The sequence below is a fragment of the Thauera aminoaromatica genome (genome assembly GCF_000021765.1).
Classification (GTDB): domain Bacteria; phylum Pseudomonadota; class Gammaproteobacteria; order Burkholderiales; family Rhodocyclaceae; genus Thauera; species Thauera aminoaromatica.
The window spans coordinates 2,749,267-2,772,278 of record NC_011662.2 but is presented as its reverse complement, the minus strand read 5'-3'; the positions used below and the strand labels follow the sequence as shown (position 1 = coordinate 2,772,278).

The window sequence follows — 23,012 nt, the reverse complement described above, 5'->3', positions numbered from 1 at the left end:
GTGTCCGCGTCCGGCCAGGCTCCGCGCAGCGATGGCGCGGGCCGGGCCGGACCGTGGCTCGCGAATCAGGACGCCTTGCGCACGCGCAGGTACCACTCGCAGAGCAGGCGCACCTGCTTCTCGGTGTAGCCCTTGTCGATCATGCGGTCGACGAAGTCCTGGTGCTTCTTCAGCTCGTCGGCGCTGGCCTTGGCGTTGAAGCTGATCACCGGCAGCAGATCCTCGGTGTTGGAGAACATCTTCTTCTCGATCACCGCGCGCAGCTTCTCGTACGAGGTCCAGCTCGGGTTGCGGCCTTCGTGCTTTGCGCGCGCGCGCAACACGAAGTTGACCACCTCGTTGCGGAAGTCCTTCGGGTTGCTGATTCCGGCAGGCTTCTCGATCTTCTCCAGTTCCTCGTTGAGCGCTGCGCGGTCGAGGATCTCGCCGGTGTTCGGGTCGCGGAACTCCTGGTCCTGGATCCAGAAGTCGGCGTAGATCACGTAGCGGTCGAAGATGTTCTGCCCGTACTCGGAGTAGCTCTCGAGATAGGCGGTCTGGATCTCCTTGCCGATGAACTCGGCGTAGCGCGGGGCGAGGTATTCCTTGATGTAGCCGAGATAGCGCGCCTCGGTCTCGGGCGGGAACTGCTCGGCCTCGATCTGCTGCTCGAGCACGTACATCAGGTGCACCGGGTTGGCGGCGACTTCGCGATGGTCGAAGTTGAAGATCTTCGACAAGGCCTTGAAGGCGAAGCGGGTCGACAGCCCGGTCATGCCTTCGTCCACCCCGGCGTAGTCGCGGTACTCCTGGTAGCTCTTGGCCTTGGGGTCGGTGTCCTTGAGGTTCTCGCCGTCGTACACCCGCATCTTGGAGAAGATGCTCGAGTTCTCCGGCTCCTTGAGGCGCGACAGCACCGCGAACTGCGCCATCATCTTGAGCGTGTCGGGTGCGCACGGCGCCTCGGCGAGCGAGCTGTGGACGAGCAGCTTCTCGTAGATCCTCACTTCGTCGGAGACGCGCAGGCAGTAGGGCACCTTGACGGTGTAGATGCGGTCGAGGAAGGCCTCGTTGTTGCGGTTGTTCTTGAACGCGACCCACTCGGACTCGTTGGAGTGTGCCATCACGATGCCGTCGAAGGGGATCGCGCCGAAGCCCTCGGTGCCCTTGTAGTTGCCCTCCTGGGTTGCGGTCAGCAGCGGGTGCAGCACCTTGATCGGCGCCTTGAACATCTCGACGAACTCGAGCAGGCCGCGGTTGGCCAGGCACAGGCCGCCGGAGTAGCTGTAGGCGTCGGGGTCGTCCTGCGAGTACTGCTCGAGCTTGCGGATGTCGATCTTGCCGACCAGGGAGGAGATGTCCTGGTTGTTCTCGTCGCCCGGCTCGGTCTTGGCGACCGCGATCTGGCGCAGCACCGATGGACCGAGCTTGACCACGCGGAAGCGCGTGATGTCGCCGCCGTACTCGTGCAGGCGCTTGACCGCCCACGGGCTCATGATGCCGCCGAGGTAGCGGCGCGGGATGCCGAAGTCGTCCTCGAGGATGTGCGCATCCTCGGCGGCGTTGAAGAGGCCGAGCGGGGATTCGTTCACCGGCGAGCCCTTGATCGCGTAGAAGGGGATGCGCTCGATCAGGCTCTTGAGCTTTTCGGCGAGCGAGGACTTGCCCCCGCCCACCGGCCCGAGCAGGTAGAGGATCTGCTTCTTCTCTTCCAGGCCCTGGGCGGCGTGGCGGAAGTAGGACACGATGTTCTCGATGACCTCTTCCATGCCGTAGAAGTCGCGGAAGGCCGGATAGAGCTTGAGGATCTTGTTGGAGAAGATCCGCGACAGGCGAGGATCGAGCCGGGTGTCGACCAGTTCCGGTTCGCCGATGGCCGCGAGCATGCGCTCGGCGGCGGTGGCGTAGGCCATGCGGTCGGTGCGGCAGAGTTCGAGATAGTCCTGCAGGGACATCTCTTCCTCGCGGGCCGCTTCGAAGCGTGCCTGGTAGGCGTTGAAGATGGACATGGTCGTCTCCTCGTCGGGCGCAATGCGGCGCGAAAGGGGCTGCCGCAAGGTGAAGCAGGATCGCGTCATCCGCCTGCTCGGCGGTGCCCGGCTCGCCGTGACGGGGTACCGGGTCTGTACATGAGAACCCCATGATGGGTGGGAGTTCCACCCCTTGCGGCGCTTTTTTCGTGAGCGGGCGTGGACTGTGTCACGACCCGCTACAGGGCCTTTCCCGGGCACGGGACAAGCGCGACGCCTGTGCTAGAATGCCCGACTCAGTTCAATGTGCTCACGCTGGCAAAGTGCGCCTCCGGTCCCCGCGAGTGTGCCGCAAGCGCCCGGCGGGAGCGTTTTTCAGACTTCTCAGGATCGACTCAATGGAGCAGAACCAGGTAACCCCGAGCGCGCTCGAGCGCCGTATCGACATCTCCGTTTCGCTCGCGGACATCGAGAAAGAGGTGGACGCCCGCCTCAAGCGCATGGCGCGCACGGTGAAGATGCCGGGGTTCCGCCCGGGCAAGGTGCCGATGAAGATCGTCGCCCAGACCCACGGCGGCCAGGCCCGCGGCGAAGCCGTCGGTGCGGCGGTCGAGAAGGCTTTCGGGGAGAAGGTGCGTGCCGACAACCTGCGCGTCGCCGGCTATCCGAGCATCGAGCCGAAGGACGGCGCCGCCGAGGGTACGCTGGAATTCACCGCCGTGTTCGAGGTGTACCCCGACGTGGTCCTGGGCGAGTTCGCCGGACGCAAGATCGAGCGCCCGGTGCTCGAGGTGGGTGACGCCGAGGTCGACAAGACCATCGAGGTCCTGCGCAAGCAGCGCACCAGCTTCAAGGCGGTCGAGCGCGCCGCCGCGCAGGGCGACCGCGTGGTGATCGACTTCACCGGCCGCATGGGTGGCGAGGTGTTCGATGGCGGCCAGGCGCAGGACTTCCCCTTCGTGGTCGGCGCCGGCTCCATGCTCAAGGACTTCGAGGATGCCGTCGTCGGCCTCGCGGCCGGCGAGGGCAAGACCTTCGACATGACCTTCCCCGAGGACTATCACGCCGCCAATCTGGCAGGCAAGCAGGTTCAGTTCGAGATCACCGTCAAGGCCGTCGAGGAGCCGGTGCTGCCCGAGGTGGACACCGACTTCGCCAAGTCGCTGGGCGTGGCCGACGGCGACGTCGCCAAGCTGCGCGAGGAGGTCAAGGGCAACCTCGAGCGCGAGGTCAAGCGCCGCATCCAGTCCCGCCTCAAGGAGCAGGTGATGGACGCGCTGATCGAGGTCGCCCCGATCGAGGTGCCCAAGGCGCTGGTGCAGGCCGAGTCGAACCAGCTCGCCGACAACGCCCGTCGCGACCTCGAGATGCGCGGCCTCAAGACCAAGGACATCCCGGTCGATCCGTCGTGGTTCAAGGACCAGGCCGAGCGCCGCGTCAAGCTGGGCCTGATCATGGCCGAGCTGGTCAAGACCAGCGAGCTGCACGCCAAGCCCGAGCAGATCCGCGCCCTGGTCGAGGAAATGGCGCAAAGTTACGAGGATCCCTCGGAACTCGTGCGCTGGTATTACGCTCAACCGGAACGTCTGGCGCAGGCCGAGGCGGTGGTCATCGAAGACAACGTCGTCGAGTGGGTGTGCGCGAAGGCCGACACTTCCGACAAGGACGTGGCGTTCGACGAACTGATGGGCAACAACGCGGCCTGAGGTCGCAGAGGGTCTGACGAATGATGCAAGGAACACCCCAGCACAGCAGCGACTGGAACCCGGTCGGTCTCGGCCTGGTTCCGATGGTGGTCGAACAGAGTGGTCGCGGCGAACGCGCCTACGACATCTATTCGCGCCTACTGAAGGAGCGGGTGGTGTTCCTCGTCGGCCCGGTCAACGACGTCACCGCCAACCTGATCGTCGCCCAGTTGCTGTTCCTCGAGTCCGAGAACCCGGACAAGGACATCTACTTCTACATCAACTCGCCCGGCGGGTCGGTGACCGCCGGCATGGCGATCTACGACACCATGCAGTTCATCAAGCCGAACGTCAGCACGCTGTGCATCGGCCAGGCGGCGAGCATGGGCGCCTTCCTGCTGGCGGCGGGCGAGAAGGGCAAGCGCTTCATCCTGCCGAACTCGCGCGTGATGATCCATCAGCCGCTCGGCGGCTTCCAGGGCCAGGCCTCGGACATCGAGATCCACGCCCGCGAGATCCTCTACCTGCGCTCGCGCCTCAACGACATGCTGTCCAAGCACACCGGACAGGCGCTCGAGCGCATCGAGAAGGACACCGATCGCGACAACTTCATGTCGGCGACGGCTGCCGTCGAGTACGGCCTGGTCGACAAGGTGCTCACCAGCCGCGACGACACCTGATTTCTGGAGAACCCCCACATGACGGACAAGAAGGCTGGCGGCGACAAGCTGCTGTACTGCTCCTTCTGCGGCAAGAGCCAGCACGAGGTGCGCAAGCTGATCGCCGGCCCTTCGGTCTTCATCTGCGACGAGTGCATCGAGCTCTGCAACGACATCATTCGCGACGAGGTCGTCGGCGCGGAGGATGGCGAGGGGATCAAGGGCACACTGCCCACCCCGCACGAGATCTGCTCCATCCTCGACCAGTACGTGATCGGGCAGTCGCTGGCCAAGCGCAGTCTCGCCGTCGCGGTGTATAACCACTACAAGCGCCTGCGCCACCTCGATGCGCGCCAGGACGATGTCGAGCTCGCCAAGAGCAACATCCTGCTGATCGGCCCCACCGGCTCGGGCAAGACCCTGCTCGCGCAGACGCTCGCGCGCCTGCTCGACGTGCCTTTCGTGATGGCCGACGCCACCACGCTGACCGAGGCCGGCTACGTCGGCGAGGACGTCGAGAACATCGTCCAGAAGCTGCTGCAGAAGTGCGACTACGACGTCGACAAGGCGCAGCAGGGCATCATCTACATCGACGAGATCGACAAGATCTCGCGCAAGGCCGACAACCCGTCGATCACCCGCGACGTGTCGGGCGAGGGCGTGCAGCAGGCGCTGCTCAAGCTGGTCGAAGGCACGGTTGCGTCGATTCCGCCGCAGGGCGGGCGCAAGCATCCGAACCAGGACTTCATCCAGGTCGACACCACCAACGTGCTGTTCATCTGCGGTGGCGCCTTCGACGGCCTGGAAAAGGTGATCCGCAACCGCACCGAGAAGGTCGGCATCGGCTTCGGCGCCGAGGTCAAGAGCAAGGAAGGCAAGAACCTCACCGACACCTTCCGCCAGGTGGAGCCGGAGGACCTGATCAAGTTCGGCCTCATCCCCGAGCTGATCGGCCGCCTTCCGGTGGTCGCCACGCTGCAGGAACTCGACGAGGCGGCGCTGATCCAGATCCTCATCGAGCCCAAGAACGCGCTGGTCAAGCAATACCAGAAGCTGTTCTCCATGGAGGGGGTCGAGCTCGAGATCCGTCCCAACGCGCTGCATGCCGTGGCGCGCAAGGCGATCAAGCGCAAGACCGGGGCGCGCGGCCTGCGCTCCATCCTCGAGGTGGCGCTGCTGGACATCATGTACGACCTGCCGACGCTCGACAACGTGGCCAAGGTGGTGGTGGACGAATCGACCATCGAAGACGGCGGCAAGCCCTTGCTGATCTACGCCGAGCAGCAGAAGGTGTCGGGCGCCAACTGAGCGCGCTACCGTCGCCTGATCCGGCGAGGCCGGCTCCGGCCGGCCGCTTGAATTTCCGGGTCACGCCCTCATATGGGTGTGACCTTTTGCTTGAGGAAACCTAGAAAATGTCGGGTCCCGCTGCCCTCCCCAACGAAGCGATGGAACTGCCGCTGTTGCCCCTGCGCGACGTGGTGGTCTTCCCGCACATGGTGATCCCGCTCTTCGTCGGCCGCCCGAAGAGCATCAAGGCGCTCGAGAGCGCCATGGAAGACGGCAAGAGCATCCTGCTGGTGGCGCAGAAGTCCGCCGCCAAGGACGAGCCCGCGGTCGAGGATCTCTACGATATCGGCTGCATCGCGAACATCCTGCAGATGCTCAAGCTGCCCGACGGTACGATCAAGGTGCTGGTCGAGGGCGTGCAGCGCGCGCGCATCGAGCGTGTCGAGGACATCCGCAGCCTGTTCGTCGCCAGCGTGCGCCCGGTGCCGGTCGCCGAGGCGCCGAGCCACGAACTGGAGGCCATGCGGCGCGCGATCATCGCCCAGTTCGACCAGTACGTTAAGCTCAACAAGAAGATCCCGCCCGAGATCCTCGGCTCGCTCGCGGGCATCGAGGAGGCCGGGCGCCTCGCCGACACCATCGCCGCCCACCTGCCGCTCAAGCTCGAGCAGAAGCAGGAAGTCCTCGAGATGTTCGACACCGGCGCACGCCTCGAGAAGCTGCTCGGCCAGCTCGAGGGCGAGCTCGACATCCTGCAGGTCGAAAAGCGCATCCGCGGCCGCGTCAAGCGCCAGATGGAGAAGAGCCAGCGCGAGTACTACCTCAACGAGCAAGTCAAGGCCATCCAGAAGGAGCTCGGGGAGGGCGAGGAGGGTGCCGATCTCGAGGAGATGGACAAGAAGATCAAGGCCGCCGGCATGCCCAAGGAGGCGCTCGCCAAGGCCGAGGCCGAGTTCAAGAAGCTGCGCCTGATGTCGCCGATGTCGGCCGAGGCCACCGTGGTGCGCAACTACATCGACACCCTGATCAGCCTGCCGTGGAAGAAGAAGTCGCGCGTCAGCAAGGACCTCGGCGAGGCCGAGAAGGTGCTCGACAAGGACCACTACGGCCTCGAGCGCGTCAAGGAACGCATCCTCGAGTACCTTGCCGTGCAACAGCGTGTGGACAAGGTCAAGGCGCCGATCCTGTGCCTGGTCGGCCCCCCCGGCGTGGGCAAGACCTCGCTCGGCCAGTCGATCGCCAAGGCCACCAATCGGAAGTTCATCCGCATGGCACTGGGTGGCGTGCGCGACGAGGCCGAGATCCGCGGCCACCGCCGCACCTATATCGGCTCGATGCCGGGCAAGATCCTGCAGAACATGAGCAAGGTCGGGGTCAAGAACCCGCTGTTCCTGCTCGACGAGGTCGACAAGCTCGGCATGGATTTCCGTGGCGATCCGTCGTCCGCGCTGCTCGAGGTGCTCGACCCGGAGCAGAACCACACCTTCCAGGACCACTACGTCGAGGTCGATTTCGACCTGTCGGACGTGATGTTCGTGGCCACCGCCAACACCCTCAACATCCCGGCTGCGCTGCTCGACCGCATGGAGGTGATCCGTCTGTCGGGTTACACCGAGGACGAGAAGATCAACATCGCCCAGCGTTACCTTCTGCCCAAGCAGATGAAGAACAACGGGCTCAAGCGCGAGGAGCTCTCGGTCACCGAGGAGGCGGTGCGCGACATCGTGCGTTACTACACCCGCGAGGCCGGCGTGCGCAGCCTGGAGCGCGAGATCTCCAAGGTCTGCCGCAAGGTGGTCAAGCAGCTGGTGCTCAAGAGCCGCACGAGCAAGGTGGTGGTCAACGCCCGTAACCTCGACAAGTTCCTCGGCGTGCGCAAGTACAGCTTCGGCATGGCGGAGAAGGAGAACCAGATCGGCCAGGTCACCGGTCTCGCATGGACCGAGGTGGGTGGCGAACTGCTGACCATCGAGGCAGTGCAGCTCCCCGGCAAGGGCAAGGTCGTGACCACCGGCAAGCTCGGCGAGGTGATGCAGGAGTCCATCCAGGCCGCGCTGTCGGTGGTGCGCCGGCGTGCGCGTTCGCTCGGTATCGACCCGGACTTCTACCAGAAGAGCGATCTGCACATCCACCTGCCGGAGGGCGCGATCCCCAAGGACGGTCCGTCGGCGGGTATCGCGATTTCGACCGCGCTGGTGTCGGTGCTCACCGGCATCCCGGTGCGTTGCGACGTGGCGATGACCGGCGAGATCACGCTGCGCGGCGAGGTGCTGGCAATCGGCGGCCTCAAGGAGAAGCTGCTCGCCGCCGTCCGTGGTGGCATCCGCACCGCGCTGATTCCGGAGGAGAACGTCAAGGATCTCGCCGAGATCCCCGACAACATCAAGAACGCGATCGAGATCGTGCCGGTGAAGTGGATCGACCGCGTGCTCGAACTCGCCCTCGAGCGCAAGCCCGAGCCGCTGCCCGAGGAGCCGGCCCCGGCGGCGCCCGCCACGCCGGCGGCCGAAGGTGTCGAAGGCGACCAGGCCAACCTGCGTCCGCACTAAACCTGCCGTCCCGGCCCTCGGGCCGGTGCCGGATCCAATAAGCCGTGGCGCCCCGCAAGGGCCCGCGGCTTTATTGCTTTGCGTCGCACCTGCACGGCCTTCGACCTCCGTCGGTGGCCGCCCAGCAGGTGTGCGCTCAGGCCGCGGCCTCCTCCACCGCCAAGCCCCAGGCCTGTGCCACGAGTTCCATAGAGCGCAGCCTCGCGCCATGATCGAAGATCTGTGCGGTGAGGATGAGTTCGTTCGCGCCGGTACGCTCGATCAGCGTCTCGAGCTGCTGGCGAACCGTGTCGGGCGCACCCACCGCCGAGCACGCGAGCGACTGCTCGGCGAAGGCGAGCTCGGCCGGTGACCAGTCCGCCTCGATGAAGGCTTCCGGCGCCTGCAACTGCCCGCGCACGCCGCGCGCCATCGCCGCGAAGCGCAGCCGTAGCGAGCGCAAGAGGCGCTCCGCATCGGCGTCGGTGTCGGCGGCGATCGCGTTGGCGGCGACTGCGAACCAAGGCTTGTCGAGCTGGGCGGACGGACGGAAATTGCTCCGATAGATCTCGACCGCCTGGAACAGGAAGCGCGGTGCGAAGTGCGAGGCGAAGGCGAAAGGCAGGCCGAGGTGGGCGGCGAGCTCGGCACCGTAGAGGCTGGAGCCGAGCAGCCAGATCGGCACCTGCAGCCCTTCGCCGGGCACCGCGCGCACGGCCTGTCCGGGGCTGGCGGGCTGGAAGTACGACTGCAGCTCGAGCACGTCGTGCGGGAACTGGTCGTCGCTGCCGGCGAGATTGCGGCGCAGCGCGCGCGCCGTGGTCTGGTCGGTGCCCGGCGCACGCCCGAGACCGAGGTCGATGCGGCCCGGAAAGAGCGACTCCAGGGTGCCGAACTGTTCGGCGATAACCAGCGGTGCGTGGTTGGGCAGCATGATGCCGCCGGCACCGACGCGGATGCGCCGGGTGGCGCCGGCGATGTGGCCGATCACCACCGCGGTGGCGGCGCTGGCGATACCGGTCATGTTGTGGTGTTCCGCCAGCCAGTAGCGGGTGTAGCCGCAGCGGTCGGCGAGCTGGGCGAGTTCGCGCGTGTTGCGCAGCGCATCGGCCGGCGTGCTGCCGGCGGCGACCGGTGCGAGGTCGAGCACCGAGAGTGGGGCGGAGGAGGGCATGGAAAAGTCGGTTGGAACGAGGTCCGCCATTACGCCATAGAGCCGCCGCCGGTGCCAGCCCGGGGGCGAGCGCCAGTCGGATTGCGTGGCGTGATACGCTTGCCGGAAACTTGCTCGCGGTGTCGATCGTGGCGCCCCGAGGACCCCGGAACGGGCACAGATCGTGGAATACGGCAATTGAGGTGGAGGGCGTTTTTTGACACCATTCGCCCCCTCTGCACTGCCGGTCGATCTGTCGCTGTGCGTGAGGCTCCGCCGCAGCGGCGCGGAAGAACCTACAACAAGACAATCGAGGAGTTCTGGATGAAAAAATACGCCCTTCTGTGCGCGGTGCTCGCCCTTCACGCCGGCGCCGGTTTTGCCAAGGACTGGAACGAGATCCGCCTGGCGTCCGAGGGCGCCTACCCTCCCTTCAACCTCATCGCCGCCGACGGAAGCCTGCAAGGTTTCGATATCGACATCGGCAATGCCTTGTGCGAGGAGATGAAGGCCAAGTGCACCTGGGTGAAGCAGGAGTGGGACGGCATGATCCCGGCGCTGGTCTCGCGCAAGTTCGATGCGATCATTGCCTCGATGTCGATCACCGACGAGCGCAAGGCCAAGGTGGATTTCACCGAGAAGTACTATGCGTCGCCGCTGGCCCTGATCGCGAAGAAGGGCTCGACCCTGCGGCCCGATCTCCCCTCCCTGGCCGGGAAGAAGGTCGGCGTGCAGCGCGGCACGGTATCGGACAACTTCGCCACCAAGTATTGGGACGGCAAAGGCATGCAGATCATCCGTTACGCCAAGCAGGACGAGGCCTACCTCGACCTGCGCGCCGGACGTCTCGATGCGGCCTTCTCCGATTACCTCGAGGCCTACGGCGGTTTCCTGACCAAACCCGAGGGCGCGGGCTACGACGTCGCCGGCGAACGCCTCTTCGGCAAGGACGCCGACGAGAAGGCGGTGATCGGCGAGGGCATCGGCATCGCGGTGCGCAAGCGCGACAAGGAGCTCACCGAGAAGCTGAACCAGGCACTCGGCGCGATCCGCGCCAACGGCAAGTACGATGCGATCCAGAAGAAGTACTTCCCGATGGACATCTACGGCAACTGACCATGCCGGGCTGCGGTCAAGCCAGCGCGGCCCCTGCGGTTACCCTGCCGCGCGCACGCTCCCTGGACCGGGAGCGTGCGCGTTTACCTTTGCGAATCGGTGCGCCATGGATGCCCTGATCGAATACTCCCCCAGCCTGCTCGCCGGCGCCTGGGTCACCCTGAAGGTGGCCTTGATGTCGGTGCTGCTCGCGCTGGCGACCGGCCTGATCGGGGCTGCCTGCAAACTGTCGGGTTTCCTGCCGCTGCGGCTGTGGACGATGCTGTACACGACGGTGATGCGCGGCGTGCCCGATCTGGTGATGATGCTCCTCGTGTTCTACGGCGGGCAGTTGCTGCTCAATGCGGTGATCGACTACTTCGGCTGGGACTTCATCGAGATCGATCCCTTCGTTGCCGGCGTGCTGACGATCGGACTGATCTTCGGCGCCTATTTCACCGAGACCTTCCGTGGCGCCTTCCTGGCCGTCTCGGCGGGCCAACTCGAAGCCGGGCGCGCCTACGGCATGAGCGCCTTGCAGGTGTTCCGCCGCATCCTGTTCCCGCAGATGCTGCGCTTCGCGCTGCCGGGCATCGGCAACAACTGGCTGGTGCTGCTCAAGAGCACGGCGATCGTGTCCATGATCGGCCTCTCCGACATGACGCGGATCGCCGACCAGGCCGGGCGCTCGACGCACCAGCCATTCACCTTCTATCTTGCGGTCTGCGTCCTCTACCTGGCGATGACCGCGCTGTCGAGCTACGGCCTCGGCGTGCTCACGCGGCGCTACAGTGCCGGCGTGCGCGAGACCCGGGTCTGAGGGCGGACATGGAATTCTTCGACTTCAAGGTCATCACCGGCAGCTTGCCCGAGTTCTGGCGCGGGCTGTGGATGACCGTCCAGCTCACCGGCTTGGCGTTGCTGTTCGGCTTCTTCGTGGCGATCCCGCTCGCGGTCATGCGGCTGTCGCCCAACCGTCTGGTGTCGGCCCCGGTCGCGGCCTACACCTACTTCTTCCGCGGCACGCCGATGCTCGTGCAGCTGCTGCTGGTGTACTACGGCGCCTCGCAGTGGGAATGGATGCGCGCGGCGTGGGAGGCCGGGCATCCGCTGTGGTCGCTGTTCCGCGAACCCTACTTCTGCGCGCTGTTCGCCTTCGGCCTCAACACCTGTGCCTACACCGTCGAGATCCTCGCCGGCAGCATGCGCAACACGCCGCACGGGGAGCTCGAGGCCGCCAAGGCGATGGGCATGACGCGCTTGAAGGCCCTGCAGCGCATCGTGATCCCGTCGGCGCTACGGCGCATGATCCCGAGCTACAGCAACGAGGTGATCCTGATGCTGCAGGGGTCGGCGATCGCCAGCGCGGTAACCCTGGTGGACCTCACCGGTGCGGCGCGCAACGTGTATTCGCGCCACTTCGCACCCTTCGAGTCCTTCGTCTTCGTCGGCCTGATCTACCTCGCGCTCACCTTCGCCCTGGTGGGGCTGTTCAAGCTCGCCGAGCACCGCTGGCTCGCCCACCTGGCTCCGCGCAAGGCGGAGGCGGGCAGGCAGTCCTGATCAACCCTGCCGCGAGCCCGAAGCGGCGAACGCTGCCGATTCCTGGCGGCGGTTCGCCGCGGCTCGTGGCGACATGCCGGGTGCCGCGCAAGCCCCGATGCAAGAGAACAACATGAACCACAAGGCCAGCGTCGAACAGGTCCGCGTCGAAGACTTGCACAAATCCTACGGCGACCATGAGGTGCTCAAGGGCGTCTCGCTGACCGCGAACTCGGGCGACGTGATCAGCATCATCGGGTCCTCCGGCTCCGGCAAGAGCACGTGGCTGCGCTGCATCAACTTCCTCGAGTGCCCGACCGCCGGGCGCATCCTGGTGGGCGGCAAGGAGGTCGAGCTGGTGCGTGACCGCAAGGGCGAGCTGGTGGTCAAGGACGCGCACCAGTTGCAGCAGATCCGCACGCGCTTGTCGATGGTGTTCCAGCACTTCAATCTGTGGAGCCACATGACGGTGCTCGAGAACGTCGTCGAGGCGCCGGTGCATGTGCTCGGACTGTCGAAGGCCGCGGCCCGCGAGCGCGCCGAGCGCTACCTGGAGCGGGTGGGGGTGTGGAAGTTCCGCGATGCCTATCCTGCGCACATGTCGGGCGGCCAGCAGCAGCGCGTGGCGATCGCGCGCGCGCTGGCGATGGAGCCTGCGGTGCTGCTGTTCGACGAGCCGACCTCGGCGCTCGACCCCGAACTCGTCGGCGAGGTGCTCAAGGTGATGCGCTCGCTCGCCGAGGAAGGCCGCACGATGATGGTGGTGACGCACGAGATGGGCTTCGCGCGCGAGGTGTCCAACCACGTGATCTTCGTGCACCAGGGGCGCGTCGAGGAGGAGGGCGACCCCAAGGAGGTGCTGGTGCGTCCGCGCAGCGAACGCCTGCAGCAGTTCCTCTCGGGCAATCTGAAGTGATCTGACCGGTGCGCCGATCGTGTTACGGCACGGCGGCCCACGCTCTCCGGCCGACGCCTTGAAGGCCGTCGCGCACAAGCACCGTGACAAGCCGAGTCGGCGGGTGTCCCGCTGCGTTCAGCGGTAGTTGCGGTGCATGCGCATCAGCGTGCTCTTGCCGAACAGGCTCTCGACCAGATCGACCGCCAGCTCGGCGGTCATGTTGCAGTGGTCGAGCGCCGGGTTGAGCTCCACGATGTCGAGCGAGGCGAGCTGGCCGGTGTCGGCGATCATCTCCATGCACAGCTCGGCCTCGCGGTAGGTCGGTCCGCCGCGCACCGTGGTGCCGACGCCCGGGGCGATCGTCGGGTCGAGGAAGTCCACGTCCAGGCTCACATGCAGGTGCGTGTCTTGGTCCACGCCGGCGAGCGCCTGCTCCATGGTCGCGCGCATGCCGATCTCATCGATGTAGCGCATGTCGAAGACTTCGACGCAGAGATCGTGCAGAAAGCGCTTCTCGCCCTCGTCCACGCTGCGGATGCCGATCTGGCGGATCTGCTCGGGCCGGATCGCCGGCATCTCGCCGCCAATGCCGGTCAGCATCTCGGGGCCATGGCCGCACAGGCAGGCGACCGGCATGCCATGGATGTTGCCCGACGGCGTCATGGTGGCGGTGTTGAGGTCGGCGTGGGCGTCGAACCACAGCACGCGCAGCTTGCGGCCGGTCTCGCGGCAGTGGCGGGCCACCGCGCTGATCGAGCCGATCGCGAGGCAATGATCGCCGCCGAGCATGATCGGTACGCGACCTTCGGACAGTTCCGCGTAAACGGCCTGATGGACCGCGAGGTTCCACTGCGCCACTTCGGCAAGGTGGCGGAAGCCGTTTACCGCCGGCAGCTCCGGGTTGGACGGGCCGGCGAGGTTGCCGCAGTCGCGCACCTCGGCGCCGAAGGCGGCGATGGCCCGCCCCAGGCCGGCTACGCGCAAGGCCTCCGGTCCCATGCTCGCGCCGCGCACGCCTGCGCCGACGTCGGTGGGCACCCCGATCAGACTGACTTTGAGATTTTCCATGGCCGCGAGATTACCTCAGGTGTTGCCGCGATGGCAGCTGCGGTCGGGATTGACGGGGGCGCCCCCGAGCGTGTAACACTTGCGCCTTTTTTGCCGGGCCGGGTGATCTGCCGCGCGCGCGACGGTGCCCCGGCTCTCGATCGATGGCGCCCGTGCCCTTGGGAGTATCCGTGTCGACTGTTTCAATTCGTCTTTCCCGTGTTTTCACCCGGCCCGCCGTCGAGGCGACGAGATGAAGCGCGCGCAGGCCAACGGTTTGCTGCTCGTCGCGGCGCTCATCTGGGGCACCGCCTTCGTCGCGCAACAGACCGGCATGCGCGACGTCGGGCCGTTCACGTTCACCGGCGCGCGCTTCCTCTTCGGTGCGGTGATGGTGGCGCCGCTCGCCGTCCTCGAACTGCGACGCCTCGGTCGTCGTGGCACCTTCCTCGACGCGCGCGACCTGCTTGCTTGCGCGCTGCTCGGCGCGGTGCTGTTCCTCGGCGCGGCGCTTCAGCAGATCGGCATCATGAGCACCACGGTGAGCAATGCCGGTTTCCTCACCGCGCTCTACGTCCCCCTCGTGCCGATCGCCGGCGCGCTGCTGCTGCGCGAGCGCTCGCATTGGTCGGTGTGGCCGGCGAGCCTGGGCTGCGTCGCGGGCACCTACCTGCTTGGCGGCGGCAGCCTGGCCGCGCTTTCGGTGGGCGACTTGTGGGTGATCGCGAGCGCGCTGTTTTGGGCCGCCCACGTGATGCTGGTGGGGCGCGTGGCGGCGCGCAAGGGGGCCTCGGTGACGGTGGCGATGCTGCAGTTCCTCGTCGTCGGGGGGCTCGGCATGGCGGTAGGCTTCGGCACCGAGGAGGTCTCGTCAGGCGCGCTCGAGCGTGCGCTGCCGTCGATCGCCTACGCCGGCATCCTGTCGGTGGGCGTGGGCTTCACCCTGCAGGTGGTGGCGCAACGCCACACCCCGGCGGCCGACGCCGCCATCGTGCTGAGCTGCGAGACCCTGTTCGCCGCGCTGGCCGGCCGCTTCGTGCTGGGTGAGACGCTCACTGCCGAGCAGATGGCCGGCGGCCTGCTGATCTTCGCCTGCGTGCTGGCGGTGCAGATCCTGCCTTTGTGGCGGGAACGACGGACCGTGTCGGTGGAGGCGGGCTGAGGCGGCCTGCGCGTCCTTCAGTCCGTACCGCCCGCGGGCGCCGGCAGTCGCCGCAGCCACAGCGCGCAGGCTCCGGTGAACAGCACGCACAGCCCCACCAGCGCGGCCACGCCCGCCCATCGCCAATCGGCCCAGGCCGTGCCGGCAAGGCTGCCGAGCACGCTGGCGCCGAGGTAGTAGCTCGACAGATAAAGCGCCGAGGCGAGTGCGCGCCGTTCGCCGGCGCGCCGGCCCACCCAGCCGCTGGCGAGGGCGTGCGCCGCGAAGAAGCCGAAGGTGAACACGCCGACGCCGGCGATGATCAGCCACAGCGGCCGCGCCAGGGTGAGCGCGAGCCCGGCGCCCATCACCGCGACCATCGGCCACAGCACCTTGCGCCGGCCGCGGCGCTCGGCGAGGCGGCCGCTCGCCGCCGAGGCCCAGGTGCCGACCAGGTAGAGCAGGAAGATCGCGCCGATCGCGCTCTGGCCCAGCCCGTAGGGCGGCTCGAGCAGGCGGAAGCCGAGAAAGTTGTACAGCCCGACGAAGCCGCCCATGGCGAGGAAGGCGACCAGGAAGAGCGCGGGCAGGCCGGGATCGCGGTAGATCGCCAGAGTGTCCGCGAAGATCCGCGCCGGCGTGGCGGCGCGTGCGCGGAAGTTGCGCGAGGCCGGCAGGCGGCGCCAGAACACCAGTGCGGAGACCGCCCCCAGCACGCCGATCATCCCGAGCGCGACCCGCCAGGAGCTCCAGTCGGTCAGCAGCGCGGCGACGAAGCGTCCGCTCATGCCGCCGAGGGCGTTGCCGGCAATGTAGAGCCCCATCGCGCGTGCCTGCGCGCCGGGGGCGATCTCCTCGCCGATGTAGGCCATGGCGGCGGCGGGGAGCCCGGCGATGACCCCGCCGAGGAGTGTGCGCAAGACCAGCAGCGAGCCGTAGTCGGGCGCAAAGGCGGTGGCCAGCGCGAACAGGGCGGCGATCACAAGCGCCGCCTTCATGACCTGCTGGCGGCCGAGGCGGTCGGCGAGCACGCTGGCCGGAATCAGCATCAGCGCGAGTCCGGCAGTGGTGGCCGACACCGTCAGGCTGGCACTCGCCGCACCCACACCGAATTCGGCAGCGAGCAGGGGCAGCAGGGGCTGGGTGCTATAGACCATGGCGAAGGTCGCGAAGCCGCCGACGAACATCGCCAGGTTGGCGCGGCGGTAGCCGGGCGTACCGGCCTCGAGCTGGTCGGGCGAGGGGCCGGGACGAGCGGCGGAGTGTGCGGGCATGGCGTAGCGGTGGCGATAGGCCGAGCGGATCTGCAGCGATCTTAGGATGGCGCCGAACCCATCGTCCAATATATTCTGAACACTTGATCCATATATGGAAATGAATGATGGAGCTGCGCCACCTGCGCTATTTCATCGCCGTCGCCGAGGAACTCAACTTCACCCGCGCCGCGACACGCCTGCACATCGGTCAGCCGCCGCTGTCGATGCAGATCCGCGACCTGGAAGAGGAGATCGGCGTGCGCCTGTTCGAGCGCGGCCCGCGCAGGGTTGCGCTGAGCACTGCAGGGGAGCGCTTCCTGCTGCACGCGCGCCGCATCCTCGACGGGGTGGAAGAGGCCGTGGCCGAAGCCCGCCGTGCCGCGCGCGGGGAGCTGGGCGAGCTGCGCGTCGGCTTCACCTCCTCGCTGCCCTTCACGGACCTCCTCCCCGATGCACTCAACGCCTACCGCCGGCGCTTCCCGCAGGTGCGCCTGCAGTTGCGGGAGATGTTCACGCCGGAGCAGTTCCAGGCCCTGGTAAGCGGAGAGCTTGACGTCGGCTTCGTGCGCCTGCAGGCAGGGACGCCGCCGGCGGGGATCGTGCTGCGCGAGGTCGCGCGCAATCCGCTGCGCCTGGTCGTGAATGCCGCCCACCGGCTGGCGGGCGCTGCGCAAGTGCACCTTGCCGAACTCGCCGGAGAGGACTTCATCAGCTTCCCGGCCGACGTCGGCACAGACTTGCCCGGCGTGCTGCGTGCGCTGTGCCGGCAGGCGGGATTCGAACCGCGCATCGTGCAGACCGCGCGCGAGGCCACGACCCAGATCGGCCTGGTGGCCGCCGGGCTGGGCGTGGCGGTGTTGCCGGCGCCGCTCGAGTCGGTGCGGATCGCGCGCGTGCGCTACCTGGCGCTGGCCGAGCCGGAGGCGCAGTTCCGTCTTGCGCTGGCGATCCGGGAGGGCGAGCCGGTGCCCACGCTTGGCGGCTTCCTGGAGGTGCTGGAGAGCCTGCGCGCGGGCGAGCCGCCTCTCGCGCTCAGTGTCCCGCGCCAGTGAAGAAGCGCTGGCGGGTCTCGCCGGGCAACTCCATGCCGGTGTTGCGCGCGCGCTGCAGCAGCTCCCAGTAGTAGCGGTAGGACGCGCGGTCGTGCAGGCGCCCCTGGTGGCGGATCGGGCCCCAGGCATTGTCCTGCGCGGCGCACAGGATCGCCGCGGCTTCCTCGACCTCGGAGAAGTCGGGCTGCATCGCCGCGATGATCGGCAGGATCTGGTTGGGGTGGATGCTCCACATGCGCAGGAAGCCGAACTCGCGCCGGGCGCGCTCGGCGTCGTTGCGGATCACGGCGACGTCCTGCAACTCGGTGGTGACGTTGTGCGAGGGCACCACGCCGTTGGCGAGCGCGGCGGCGGCGATGTCGGCCTTGGCGCGCACCACCAGCGGGTGCTCGAACTGGCCGGGGCTCTTCATGGCGTTGCCGGGAATGGCGCCGTGGTGGCCGGAGACGAAGTCCATGAGGCCGAAGTCGATCGACTCCACGCCGTCGAGCGCGGCGATCTCCCAGGCCTCGCGCAGCGCGCCGTGGGTCTCGATGAGCACGTGTACGGGCAGGGCGCGCTCGAGGCCGCAGGCGGCCTCGACGCGGCGCAGCCCGCGGATCTGTTCCGCGGCATCCGCGGCCGAGCGCACCTTGGGGATCGTCACGAAGGCCAGCCTCCGGCCGGCGCCGCCGACGAGGATCTCGAGGTCACGCTGCCAGTGCGGATGGGTGACGTCGTGGATGCGGGCACCCACGCGGCCGAAGTGGTTCTCCGCGCCATTGACCACCTCGACCACCATCTGCGCATGCTCGGCCTCGGCGCCAGCCTGGGCGCCGTCCTCGCAGTCGCAGGTGAGGTCGAACACCGGGCCGAGCTCCTGCTGCAGCTTGAGCGCCTTCATCATGAGCTTCTCGGCGCCGGCGTAATGGTCGACGGCGGGCAGGGCAGGGAAGGGCTTCTCGCCGGCGAACAGGACTTGGGCGGGGTGAAGCGACATTTCGGGCTCCTCGGTTGGGGGGGCGGTTCGGCGGCCGCAGGGCGGGCAGTGCGCGGGGCTCCGGCGCGGCGCGGAAATGAAAAAGGCCACGGATTCTACCCCGTGGCCTGTCGCGAGGGCGGCACGCGGCCGCCCGCAATCGCGTCTTACTTGAGCATGTCGGCCACGGCCGCGCGCTCGTCCTCGAGTTCCTTCAGGGTGATGGCGATCTTCCCCTTGGAGTACTCGTCGATCTCCAGACCCTGGATGATCTTGAACTGGCCGCCCTTGCACTCGCAGGGGAAGCCGAACACGACGCCCTCGGGGATGCCGTAGGAGCCGTCGGACGGGACGCCCATGGTGACCCAGTCGTTCGAGCCGAGTACCCAGTCGTGCACGTGGTCGATGGCGGCGTTGGCGGCCGAAGCAGCCGACGACAGGCCGCGGGCCTCGATGATGGCGGCGCCGCGCTTGCCGACGGTGGGCAGGAACACGTCGTTGTTCCAGGCGTGGTCGTTGATCAGCGCCTTGACGCTGTCGCCGTTCGACTCGCAGAAGCGGTAGTCGGCGTACATCGACGGCGAGTGGTTGCCCCACACGACCATCTTCTTGAGCGAGGACACTTCACGGCCGGACTTGGCGGCGAGCTGCGACAGCGCGCGGTTGTGGTCCAGGCGCAGCATGCCGTGGTAGTTGTTCGGGTTGGTGCGACCGACCTTGATGGCAGCGGCGCGTGCAATGTAGGCGTTGGTGTTGCAGGGGTTGCCCACGACCAGCACACGCACGTCTTCCTTGGCGTTCTCGGCGATGGCCTTGCCCTGGACGGTGAAGATGGCGCCGTTGGCGGTCAGCAGGTCGGCACGCTCCATGCCGGGGCCGCGCGGACGGGCGCCGACCAGCAGGCACACGTCGGCGTCCTTGAATGCGACGTTGGGATCGTCGGTGGCGATCATGCCGGCGAGCAGCGGGAAGGCGCAGTCTTCCAGCTCCATCATCACGCCCTTGACGGCCTTCTGGGCCTGGGGCAGGTCGAGCAGCTGCAGGATGACGGGCTGGTCCTTGCCCAGCATTTCGCCGCTGGCGATGCGGAACAGCAGGCTGTAGCCGATCTGGCCGGCGGCGCCGGTGACAGCGACGCGCATGGGGGCTTTGCTCATGTGATTACTCCCTCGAGTGAGACGGTCGTATTAAGGTGCTGGAAACCTGCCCGGCACCGTCGCGGCACCCGCAGGCGGGATCGTCGCGGGAGCTGGCGCGGCGCCCCCCCGCGTGCGCGAGGACCAAGCTGGGCGCCGGCATACTAGACCGGGCTTGAATGCCTGTCAAATGCCATCTTATATCTTATATAAGACACAAGACCAAAGATAGACGTTTGCGAAAATTTATGCTCCAATGCGCGCATGTCGCAGGAGTCGCCTACCTTCAGTCCGCTCTATCGCCAGATCAAGGCCCTGATCCTTCAGGCACTTGAGGCTGGGGAATGGCGTCCCGGCCAGGCCATTCCGAGCGAGCAGGAACTCGCCGCGCGCTTCAACGTGTCGCAGGGCACCGTGCGCAAGGCTATCGACGAGATGGCAGCCGACAACCTGCTCGTGCGCAAGCAGGGGAAGGGCACCTTCGTGGCCTCTCACAACGATCCGCGCGCGCTCTTCCGTTTCCTCCGCCTCGTGCCGGTGGATGGTGACCTCTCGCCTCCGCAGAGCATACCGCTGGATTGCTGGCGTGCGAAGGCCGGGCAGGAGGCTTCGCGCATGCTCGCGATCGAGCCCGGCGCCCCGATCATCATCGTCCGCCGCTTGTTGAAGTTTGCCGCCCGACCCGTCGTCATCGACGAGATCTATCTGCCCGGCGAGGTGTTCCAGGGACTCAGCGCCGAGACCCTGCAGGGCTGGAACGGTTCGCTCTACAGTCTCTTCGAGACCCGCTTCGGCGTGCGCATGATCCGCGCCCAGGAGCGCATCCGCGCGGTCGCCGCCGACCGTGGCGCCGCCGAGGCGCTCGGCGTCCAGGAAGGCACGCCGCTGCTGTCGGTCGAGCGTGTCACGTACACCTATGGCGATCGGCCCGTGGAGTGGCGTCGCGGGCTGTATTCGACGGCGGAACATTTTTATCTGAATGAGCTGAATTGAGGGGCGCGCATGGGCTGCAGGCCGGGACCGGCGCTATAATTTTCCGTCTTTTTTCGGAGTCCGCGACGGGGGTCGTCGCACATGCAGAGGGGAGTCTTCATGTCAGAAGTAACAGCGCGCAAACCAAGGCCGAAGTACCTGGCCCTCAACGAGATCCGGCTGCCGTTGCCGGGCATCGTCTCGATCCTTCACCGCATCAGCGGCGTCGGCATCTTCCTGATGTTGCCTTTCCTGTTGTACCTGCTCGATCGCAGCCTCGGCTCTCCGGAGACCTTCGAGACCTTCGCCGCGGTGGTCGACAACTGGTTCATCAAGCTCGTCCTGTTCGGTCTGCTGTGGGCCTACCTGCATCACTTCTGTGCCGGCATCCGCTTCCTGCTGCTCGACCTGCACAAGGGTCTGGAGCTCGAGGAAGCACGCAAGTCCTCCAAAATCGTTCTGATCGTGAGCCTTACGCTCACCTTGATCATCGGGGTGGTCCTATGGTGAAACAGCGTATCGTCGTCGGCGCGCACTACGGTCTGAAGGACTGGATCGCGCAACGCGCCACTGCCGTCTACATGGCGGCCTACACCATCATCTTCGCGCTCTGTGCGTTCAGCCTGCGCGAGCTCAACTACCAGGAATGGTCCGGCCTGTTCTCGCACGGCTTGTTCAAGTTCCTCAGCTTCCTGTTCTTCCTGTCGGTCTTCTATCACGCCTGGATCGGCATCCGCGACCTCTGGATGGACTACATCAAGCCGAACGGTGTGCGCCTCGCGCTGCACCTGGTCACCATTTTCGTGCTCGTCGGCTATGCCGGCTGGGCAGCCCAGATCCTGTGGAGGCTTTAAGCGTGAACGTCGCGAAGCGTACCTTTGATGCGGTCATCGTGGGCGCCGGCGGTGCCGGCCTGCGCGCGGCCCTGCAACTTTCCGAAGCCGGCCTCAAGACCGCCGTGCTGACCAAGGTGTTCCCGACCCGCTCGCACACCGTGGCGGCGCAGGGCGGCGTCGCCGCCTCGCTGGGCAACTCGACCGAGGACAACTGGCACTGGCACATGTACGACACCGTCAAGGGGTCGGACTGGCTGGGCGACCAGGATGCCATCGAGTTCATGTGCAAGAAGGCCAACGAGGTCGTCATCGAGCTCGAGCACTACGGCATGCCCTTCGACCGCACCGACAACGGCAAGATCTACCAGCGTCCGTTCGGCGGCCACTCGATGAACTACGGCCAGGCGCCGGTGATGCGCTCCTGCGCGGCGGCCGACCGTACCGGCCACGCCATGCTGCACGCGCTCTACCAGCGCAACGTGCGCGCCAACACCCAGTTCTTCGTCGAATGGATGGCGCTCGACCTGATCCGCGACGCCGATGGCGACGTGCTCGGCGTCACCGCGATGGAAATGGAGACCGGCGAGGTCTCGATCTTCCACGCCAAGGCCACCATCTTCGCCACCGGCGGTGCCGGCCGCATCTACTATTCCTCGACCAACGCCTTCATCAACACCGGCGACGGCGTGGGCATGGCGGCGCGTGCCGGCATCCCGCTCGAGGACATGGAGTTCTGGCAGTTCCACCCCACCGGCGTTGCCGGCGCGGGCGTGCTCATCACCGAAGGCGTGCGCGGCGAGGGCGGCATCCTGCGCAACGCCCAGGGCGAGCGCTTCATGGAGCGCTACGCGCCCAACCTCAAGGATCTCGCCTCGCGCGACGTGGTTTCGCGCGCGATGACCACCGAGATCAACGAAGGTCGTGGCTGCGGTCCCGACAAGGATCACGTGCTGCTCGACATCACGCACCTTGCGCCCGACACTATCATGAAGCGCCTGCCCGGCATCCGCGAGATCGCGATCCAGTTCGCCGGCGTCGACCCGATCAAGGCGCCGATCCCGGTCGTGCCGACCTGCCACTACCAGATGGGCGGCATCCCGACCAACTACAAGGGCCAGGTCGTGGTGCCGAAGGACGGCAACCCGAACAGCCCGGTGGCCGGCTTCTACGCCGCGGGCGAGTGCGCCTGCGCCTCGGTGCACGGCGCCAACCGCCTCGGCACCAACTCGCTGCTCGACCTGCTGGTGTTCGGCAAGTCGGCGGGCGAGACCGTGGTCGAGGACTTCCAGTCCGGCCAGCTCAAGCTCAAGCCGCTGCCGGCCGACGCTGCCGACGTCTCGCTCGCCCGCCTGGCCCGCCTCGACGGCCAGACCAACGGCGAGAGCGTGTTCGACGTCGGCCTCGAGATGCGTCGCACGATGCAGAAGCACGCCGGCGTGTTCCGCTTCGACAACCTGCTCAAGGAAGGCGTGCAGAAGATCGGCGAGGTCGCCGAGCGTGCCAAGCGCACCCAGATCGCGGACAAGTCAAAGGTCTGGAACGTCGCCCGCATGGAAGCGCTCGAGCTCGATAACCTGATCGAGGTCGCGCGCGCCACCATGGTCTCGGCCGAGGCCCGCAAGGAGTCGCGTGGCGCCCACGTCCGCGACGACGCGCCCGACACCGCCGAGAACCCCAACGGCCGCGACGACGCCAACTGGCTCAAGCACACCCTCTGGTATTCGGAAGGCAATCGCCTCGATTACAAGCCGGTGAACCTGAAGCCGCTGTCCGACGACGTCGAGCCGATCGCGCTCGCCAAGCGTACCTATTGAG

General features: G+C 66.9%; 21 protein-coding genes. 15 read left to right on the top strand and 6 right to left on the bottom strand.

Annotation, left to right across the window (positions count from 1 at the left end):
- Positions 1-65: 65 nt before the first annotated feature.
- On the bottom strand, positions 66-1,988 hold the full coding sequence (locus tag TMZ1T_RS12235) for a PrkA family serine protein kinase (RefSeq protein ID WP_004303323.1): 1,923 nt from the start codon (positions 1,986-1,988) through the stop codon (positions 66-68).
- On the opposite strand from TMZ1T_RS12235, the gene TMZ1T_RS21585 reads away from it, so the two are divergent.
- The 5 genes from TMZ1T_RS21585 (at position 1,981) to lon (ending at position 8,132) form a co-directional block, all read left to right on the top strand.
- Positions 1,981-2,112: a hypothetical protein gene (locus tag TMZ1T_RS21585; protein WP_261788916.1), complete on the top strand. Its 132-nt coding sequence runs from the start codon at positions 1,981-1,983 to the stop codon at positions 2,110-2,112. The two genes, TMZ1T_RS12235 and TMZ1T_RS21585, sit on opposite strands and share 8 nt — an antisense overlap.
- A 235-nt stretch (positions 2,113-2,347) precedes the next feature.
- On the top strand, positions 2,348-3,655 hold the full coding sequence (gene tig, locus TMZ1T_RS12230; RefSeq protein ID WP_012585563.1) for a trigger factor: 1,308 nt from the start codon (positions 2,348-2,350) through the stop codon (positions 3,653-3,655).
- Positions 3,656-3,675: 20 nt separating this feature from the next.
- Positions 3,676-4,314 carry an ATP-dependent Clp endopeptidase proteolytic subunit ClpP gene (clpP, locus tag TMZ1T_RS12225; protein WP_004303326.1) on the top strand — a complete coding sequence of 213 codons (639 nt, stop codon included), beginning with the start codon at positions 3,676-3,678 and terminating at the stop codon, positions 4,312-4,314.
- A gap of 18 nt (positions 4,315-4,332) precedes the next feature.
- Positions 4,333-5,601, top strand: coding sequence for an ATP-dependent Clp protease ATP-binding subunit ClpX (clpX, locus tag TMZ1T_RS12220; protein ID WP_004303328.1), 1,269 nt, complete (start codon positions 4,333-4,335; stop codon positions 5,599-5,601).
- A 107-nt stretch (positions 5,602-5,708) separates the two neighbouring features.
- Positions 5,709-8,132, top strand: a complete 2,424-nt coding sequence (gene lon, locus TMZ1T_RS12215; protein WP_004303330.1) for an endopeptidase La — start codon at positions 5,709-5,711, stop codon at positions 8,130-8,132.
- Positions 8,133-8,268: 136 nt separating this feature from the next.
- Here the strand turns inward: lon and TMZ1T_RS12210 are convergent, their stop codons facing one another.
- The gene (locus tag TMZ1T_RS12210; protein WP_231570756.1) at positions 8,269-9,285 is read right to left on the bottom strand and encodes an LLM class flavin-dependent oxidoreductase; all 1,017 of its coding nucleotides are present in this window, start codon (positions 9,283-9,285) and stop codon (positions 8,269-8,271) included.
- Positions 9,286-9,588: 303 nt separating this feature from the next.
- Here TMZ1T_RS12210 and TMZ1T_RS12205 point away from each other — a divergent pair, with 303 nt between their 5' ends.
- The 4 genes from TMZ1T_RS12205 to TMZ1T_RS12190 all read left to right on the top strand — a co-directional run bounded on the left by TMZ1T_RS12205 (position 9,589) and on the right by TMZ1T_RS12190 (position 12,817).
- The gene (locus TMZ1T_RS12205; protein WP_012585562.1) at positions 9,589-10,380 is read left to right on the top strand and encodes an ABC transporter substrate-binding protein; all 792 of its coding nucleotides are present in this window, start codon (positions 9,589-9,591) and stop codon (positions 10,378-10,380) included.
- 106 nt (positions 10,381-10,486) lie between these two features.
- Positions 10,487-11,179, top strand: coding sequence for an ABC transporter permease (locus tag TMZ1T_RS12200; RefSeq protein ID WP_004303334.1), 693 nt, complete (start codon positions 10,487-10,489; stop codon positions 11,177-11,179).
- Between the two features lie 8 nt (positions 11,180-11,187).
- Positions 11,188-11,922, top strand: a complete 735-nt coding sequence (locus TMZ1T_RS12195) for an ABC transporter permease (protein ID WP_004303336.1) — start codon at positions 11,188-11,190, stop codon at positions 11,920-11,922.
- A gap of 112 nt (positions 11,923-12,034) precedes the next feature.
- Positions 12,035-12,817, top strand: a complete 783-nt coding sequence (locus TMZ1T_RS12190) for an ABC transporter ATP-binding protein (protein WP_012585561.1) — start codon at positions 12,035-12,037, stop codon at positions 12,815-12,817.
- 117 nt (positions 12,818-12,934) lie between these two features.
- Here TMZ1T_RS12190 and rocF read toward each other — a convergent pair whose 3' ends face one another.
- Positions 12,935-13,867 carry an arginase gene (rocF, locus tag TMZ1T_RS12185; protein WP_004303339.1) on the bottom strand — a complete coding sequence of 311 codons (933 nt, stop codon included), beginning with the start codon at positions 13,865-13,867 and terminating at the stop codon, positions 12,935-12,937.
- A gap of 232 nt (positions 13,868-14,099) precedes the next feature.
- On the opposite strand from rocF, the gene TMZ1T_RS12180 reads away from it, so the two are divergent.
- On the top strand, positions 14,100-15,008 hold the full coding sequence (locus tag TMZ1T_RS12180; protein ID WP_004303342.1) for a DMT family transporter: 909 nt from the start codon (positions 14,100-14,102) through the stop codon (positions 15,006-15,008).
- Positions 15,009-15,025: 17 nt separating this feature from the next.
- Here TMZ1T_RS12180 and TMZ1T_RS12175 read toward each other — a convergent pair whose 3' ends face one another.
- On the bottom strand, positions 15,026-16,174 hold the full coding sequence (locus TMZ1T_RS12175; protein ID WP_040828685.1) for an MFS transporter: 1,149 nt from the start codon (positions 16,172-16,174) through the stop codon (positions 15,026-15,028).
- Positions 16,175-16,368: 194 nt separating this feature from the next.
- On the opposite strand from TMZ1T_RS12175, the gene TMZ1T_RS12170 reads away from it, so the two are divergent.
- Complete coding sequence (locus TMZ1T_RS12170) at positions 16,369-17,295, top strand: LysR substrate-binding domain-containing protein (RefSeq protein WP_004303346.1); 927 nt, start codon at positions 16,369-16,371, stop codon at positions 17,293-17,295.
- On the opposite strand, the gene TMZ1T_RS12165 is transcribed toward TMZ1T_RS12170, so the two are convergent.
- The gene (locus TMZ1T_RS12165) at positions 17,276-18,274 is read right to left on the bottom strand and encodes an HpcH/HpaI aldolase/citrate lyase family protein (protein ID WP_004303348.1); all 999 of its coding nucleotides are present in this window, start codon (positions 18,272-18,274) and stop codon (positions 17,276-17,278) included. The two genes, TMZ1T_RS12170 and TMZ1T_RS12165, sit on opposite strands and share 20 nt — an antisense overlap.
- 146 nt (positions 18,275-18,420) lie before the next feature.
- The gene (locus tag TMZ1T_RS12160) at positions 18,421-19,410 is read right to left on the bottom strand and encodes a malate dehydrogenase (RefSeq protein WP_004303349.1); all 990 of its coding nucleotides are present in this window, start codon (positions 19,408-19,410) and stop codon (positions 18,421-18,423) included.
- A gap of 243 nt (positions 19,411-19,653) precedes the next feature.
- Between TMZ1T_RS12160 and TMZ1T_RS12155 the strand changes: the two genes are divergently transcribed.
- The 4 genes from TMZ1T_RS12155 to sdhA all read left to right on the top strand — a co-directional run bounded on the left by TMZ1T_RS12155 (position 19,654) and on the right by sdhA (position 23,011).
- Entirely contained in the window at positions 19,654-20,382 is a 729-nt protein-coding gene (locus tag TMZ1T_RS12155; RefSeq protein WP_004303350.1) for a GntR family transcriptional regulator, read from the top strand.
- Between the two features lie 99 nt (positions 20,383-20,481).
- A complete protein-coding gene (sdhC, locus tag TMZ1T_RS12150; protein ID WP_012585559.1) occupies positions 20,482-20,871 on the top strand; it encodes a succinate dehydrogenase, cytochrome b556 subunit in 390 nt (129 codons plus the stop codon).
- Positions 20,865-21,215 (top strand): succinate dehydrogenase, hydrophobic membrane anchor protein, encoded by a 351-nt coding sequence (sdhD, locus tag TMZ1T_RS12145; protein WP_012585558.1) that lies wholly within the window; start codon positions 20,865-20,867, stop codon positions 21,213-21,215. The genes sdhC and sdhD overlap by 7 nt, the downstream gene beginning before the upstream one ends.
- A gap of 2 nt (positions 21,216-21,217) precedes the next feature.
- A complete protein-coding gene (gene sdhA / locus TMZ1T_RS12140; protein ID WP_012585557.1) occupies positions 21,218-23,011 on the top strand; it encodes a succinate dehydrogenase flavoprotein subunit in 1,794 nt (597 codons plus the stop codon).
- Position 23,012: the final 1 nt, after the last annotated feature.

Excerpts from the sequence above, each read along its gene's own strand:
- TMZ1T_RS21585 (WP_261788916.1), top strand. The coding sequence starts at position 1,981 with ATGGACATGGTCGTCTCCTCGTCGGGCGCAATGCGGCGCGAAAGGGGC.
- TMZ1T_RS12235 (WP_004303323.1), bottom strand. The coding sequence starts at position 1,988 with ATGTCCATCTTCAACGCCTACCAGGCACGCTTCGAAGCGGCCCGCGAG.
- tig (WP_012585563.1), top strand. The coding sequence starts at position 2,348 with ATGGAGCAGAACCAGGTAACCCCGAGCGCGCTCGAGCGCCGTATCGAC.
- clpP (WP_004303326.1), top strand. The coding sequence starts at position 3,676 with ATGATGCAAGGAACACCCCAGCACAGCAGCGACTGGAACCCGGTCGGT.
- clpX (WP_004303328.1), top strand. The coding sequence starts at position 4,333 with ATGACGGACAAGAAGGCTGGCGGCGACAAGCTGCTGTACTGCTCCTTC.
- lon (WP_004303330.1), top strand. The coding sequence starts at position 5,709 with ATGTCGGGTCCCGCTGCCCTCCCCAACGAAGCGATGGAACTGCCGCTG.
- TMZ1T_RS12210 (WP_231570756.1), bottom strand. The coding sequence starts at position 9,285 with ATGCCCTCCTCCGCCCCACTCTCGGTGCTCGACCTCGCACCGGTCGCC.
- TMZ1T_RS12205 (WP_012585562.1), top strand. The coding sequence starts at position 9,589 with ATGAAAAAATACGCCCTTCTGTGCGCGGTGCTCGCCCTTCACGCCGGC.
- TMZ1T_RS12200 (WP_004303334.1), top strand. The coding sequence starts at position 10,487 with ATGGATGCCCTGATCGAATACTCCCCCAGCCTGCTCGCCGGCGCCTGG.
- TMZ1T_RS12195 (WP_004303336.1), top strand. The coding sequence starts at position 11,188 with ATGGAATTCTTCGACTTCAAGGTCATCACCGGCAGCTTGCCCGAGTTC.
- TMZ1T_RS12190 (WP_012585561.1), top strand. The coding sequence starts at position 12,035 with ATGAACCACAAGGCCAGCGTCGAACAGGTCCGCGTCGAAGACTTGCAC.
- rocF (WP_004303339.1), bottom strand. The coding sequence starts at position 13,867 with ATGGAAAATCTCAAAGTCAGTCTGATCGGGGTGCCCACCGACGTCGGC.
- TMZ1T_RS12180 (WP_004303342.1), top strand. The coding sequence starts at position 14,100 with ATGAAGCGCGCGCAGGCCAACGGTTTGCTGCTCGTCGCGGCGCTCATC.
- TMZ1T_RS12175 (WP_040828685.1), bottom strand. The coding sequence starts at position 16,174 with ATGTTCGTCGGCGGCTTCGCGACCTTCGCCATGGTCTATAGCACCCAG.
- TMZ1T_RS12170 (WP_004303346.1), top strand. The coding sequence starts at position 16,369 with ATGGAGCTGCGCCACCTGCGCTATTTCATCGCCGTCGCCGAGGAACTC.
- TMZ1T_RS12165 (WP_004303348.1), bottom strand. The coding sequence starts at position 18,274 with ATGTCGCTTCACCCCGCCCAAGTCCTGTTCGCCGGCGAGAAGCCCTTC.
- TMZ1T_RS12160 (WP_004303349.1), bottom strand. The coding sequence starts at position 19,410 with ATGAGCAAAGCCCCCATGCGCGTCGCTGTCACCGGCGCCGCCGGCCAG.
- TMZ1T_RS12155 (WP_004303350.1), top strand. The coding sequence starts at position 19,654 with ATGTCGCAGGAGTCGCCTACCTTCAGTCCGCTCTATCGCCAGATCAAG.
- sdhC (WP_012585559.1), top strand. The coding sequence starts at position 20,482 with ATGTCAGAAGTAACAGCGCGCAAACCAAGGCCGAAGTACCTGGCCCTC.
- sdhD (WP_012585558.1), top strand. The coding sequence starts at position 20,865 with ATGGTGAAACAGCGTATCGTCGTCGGCGCGCACTACGGTCTGAAGGAC.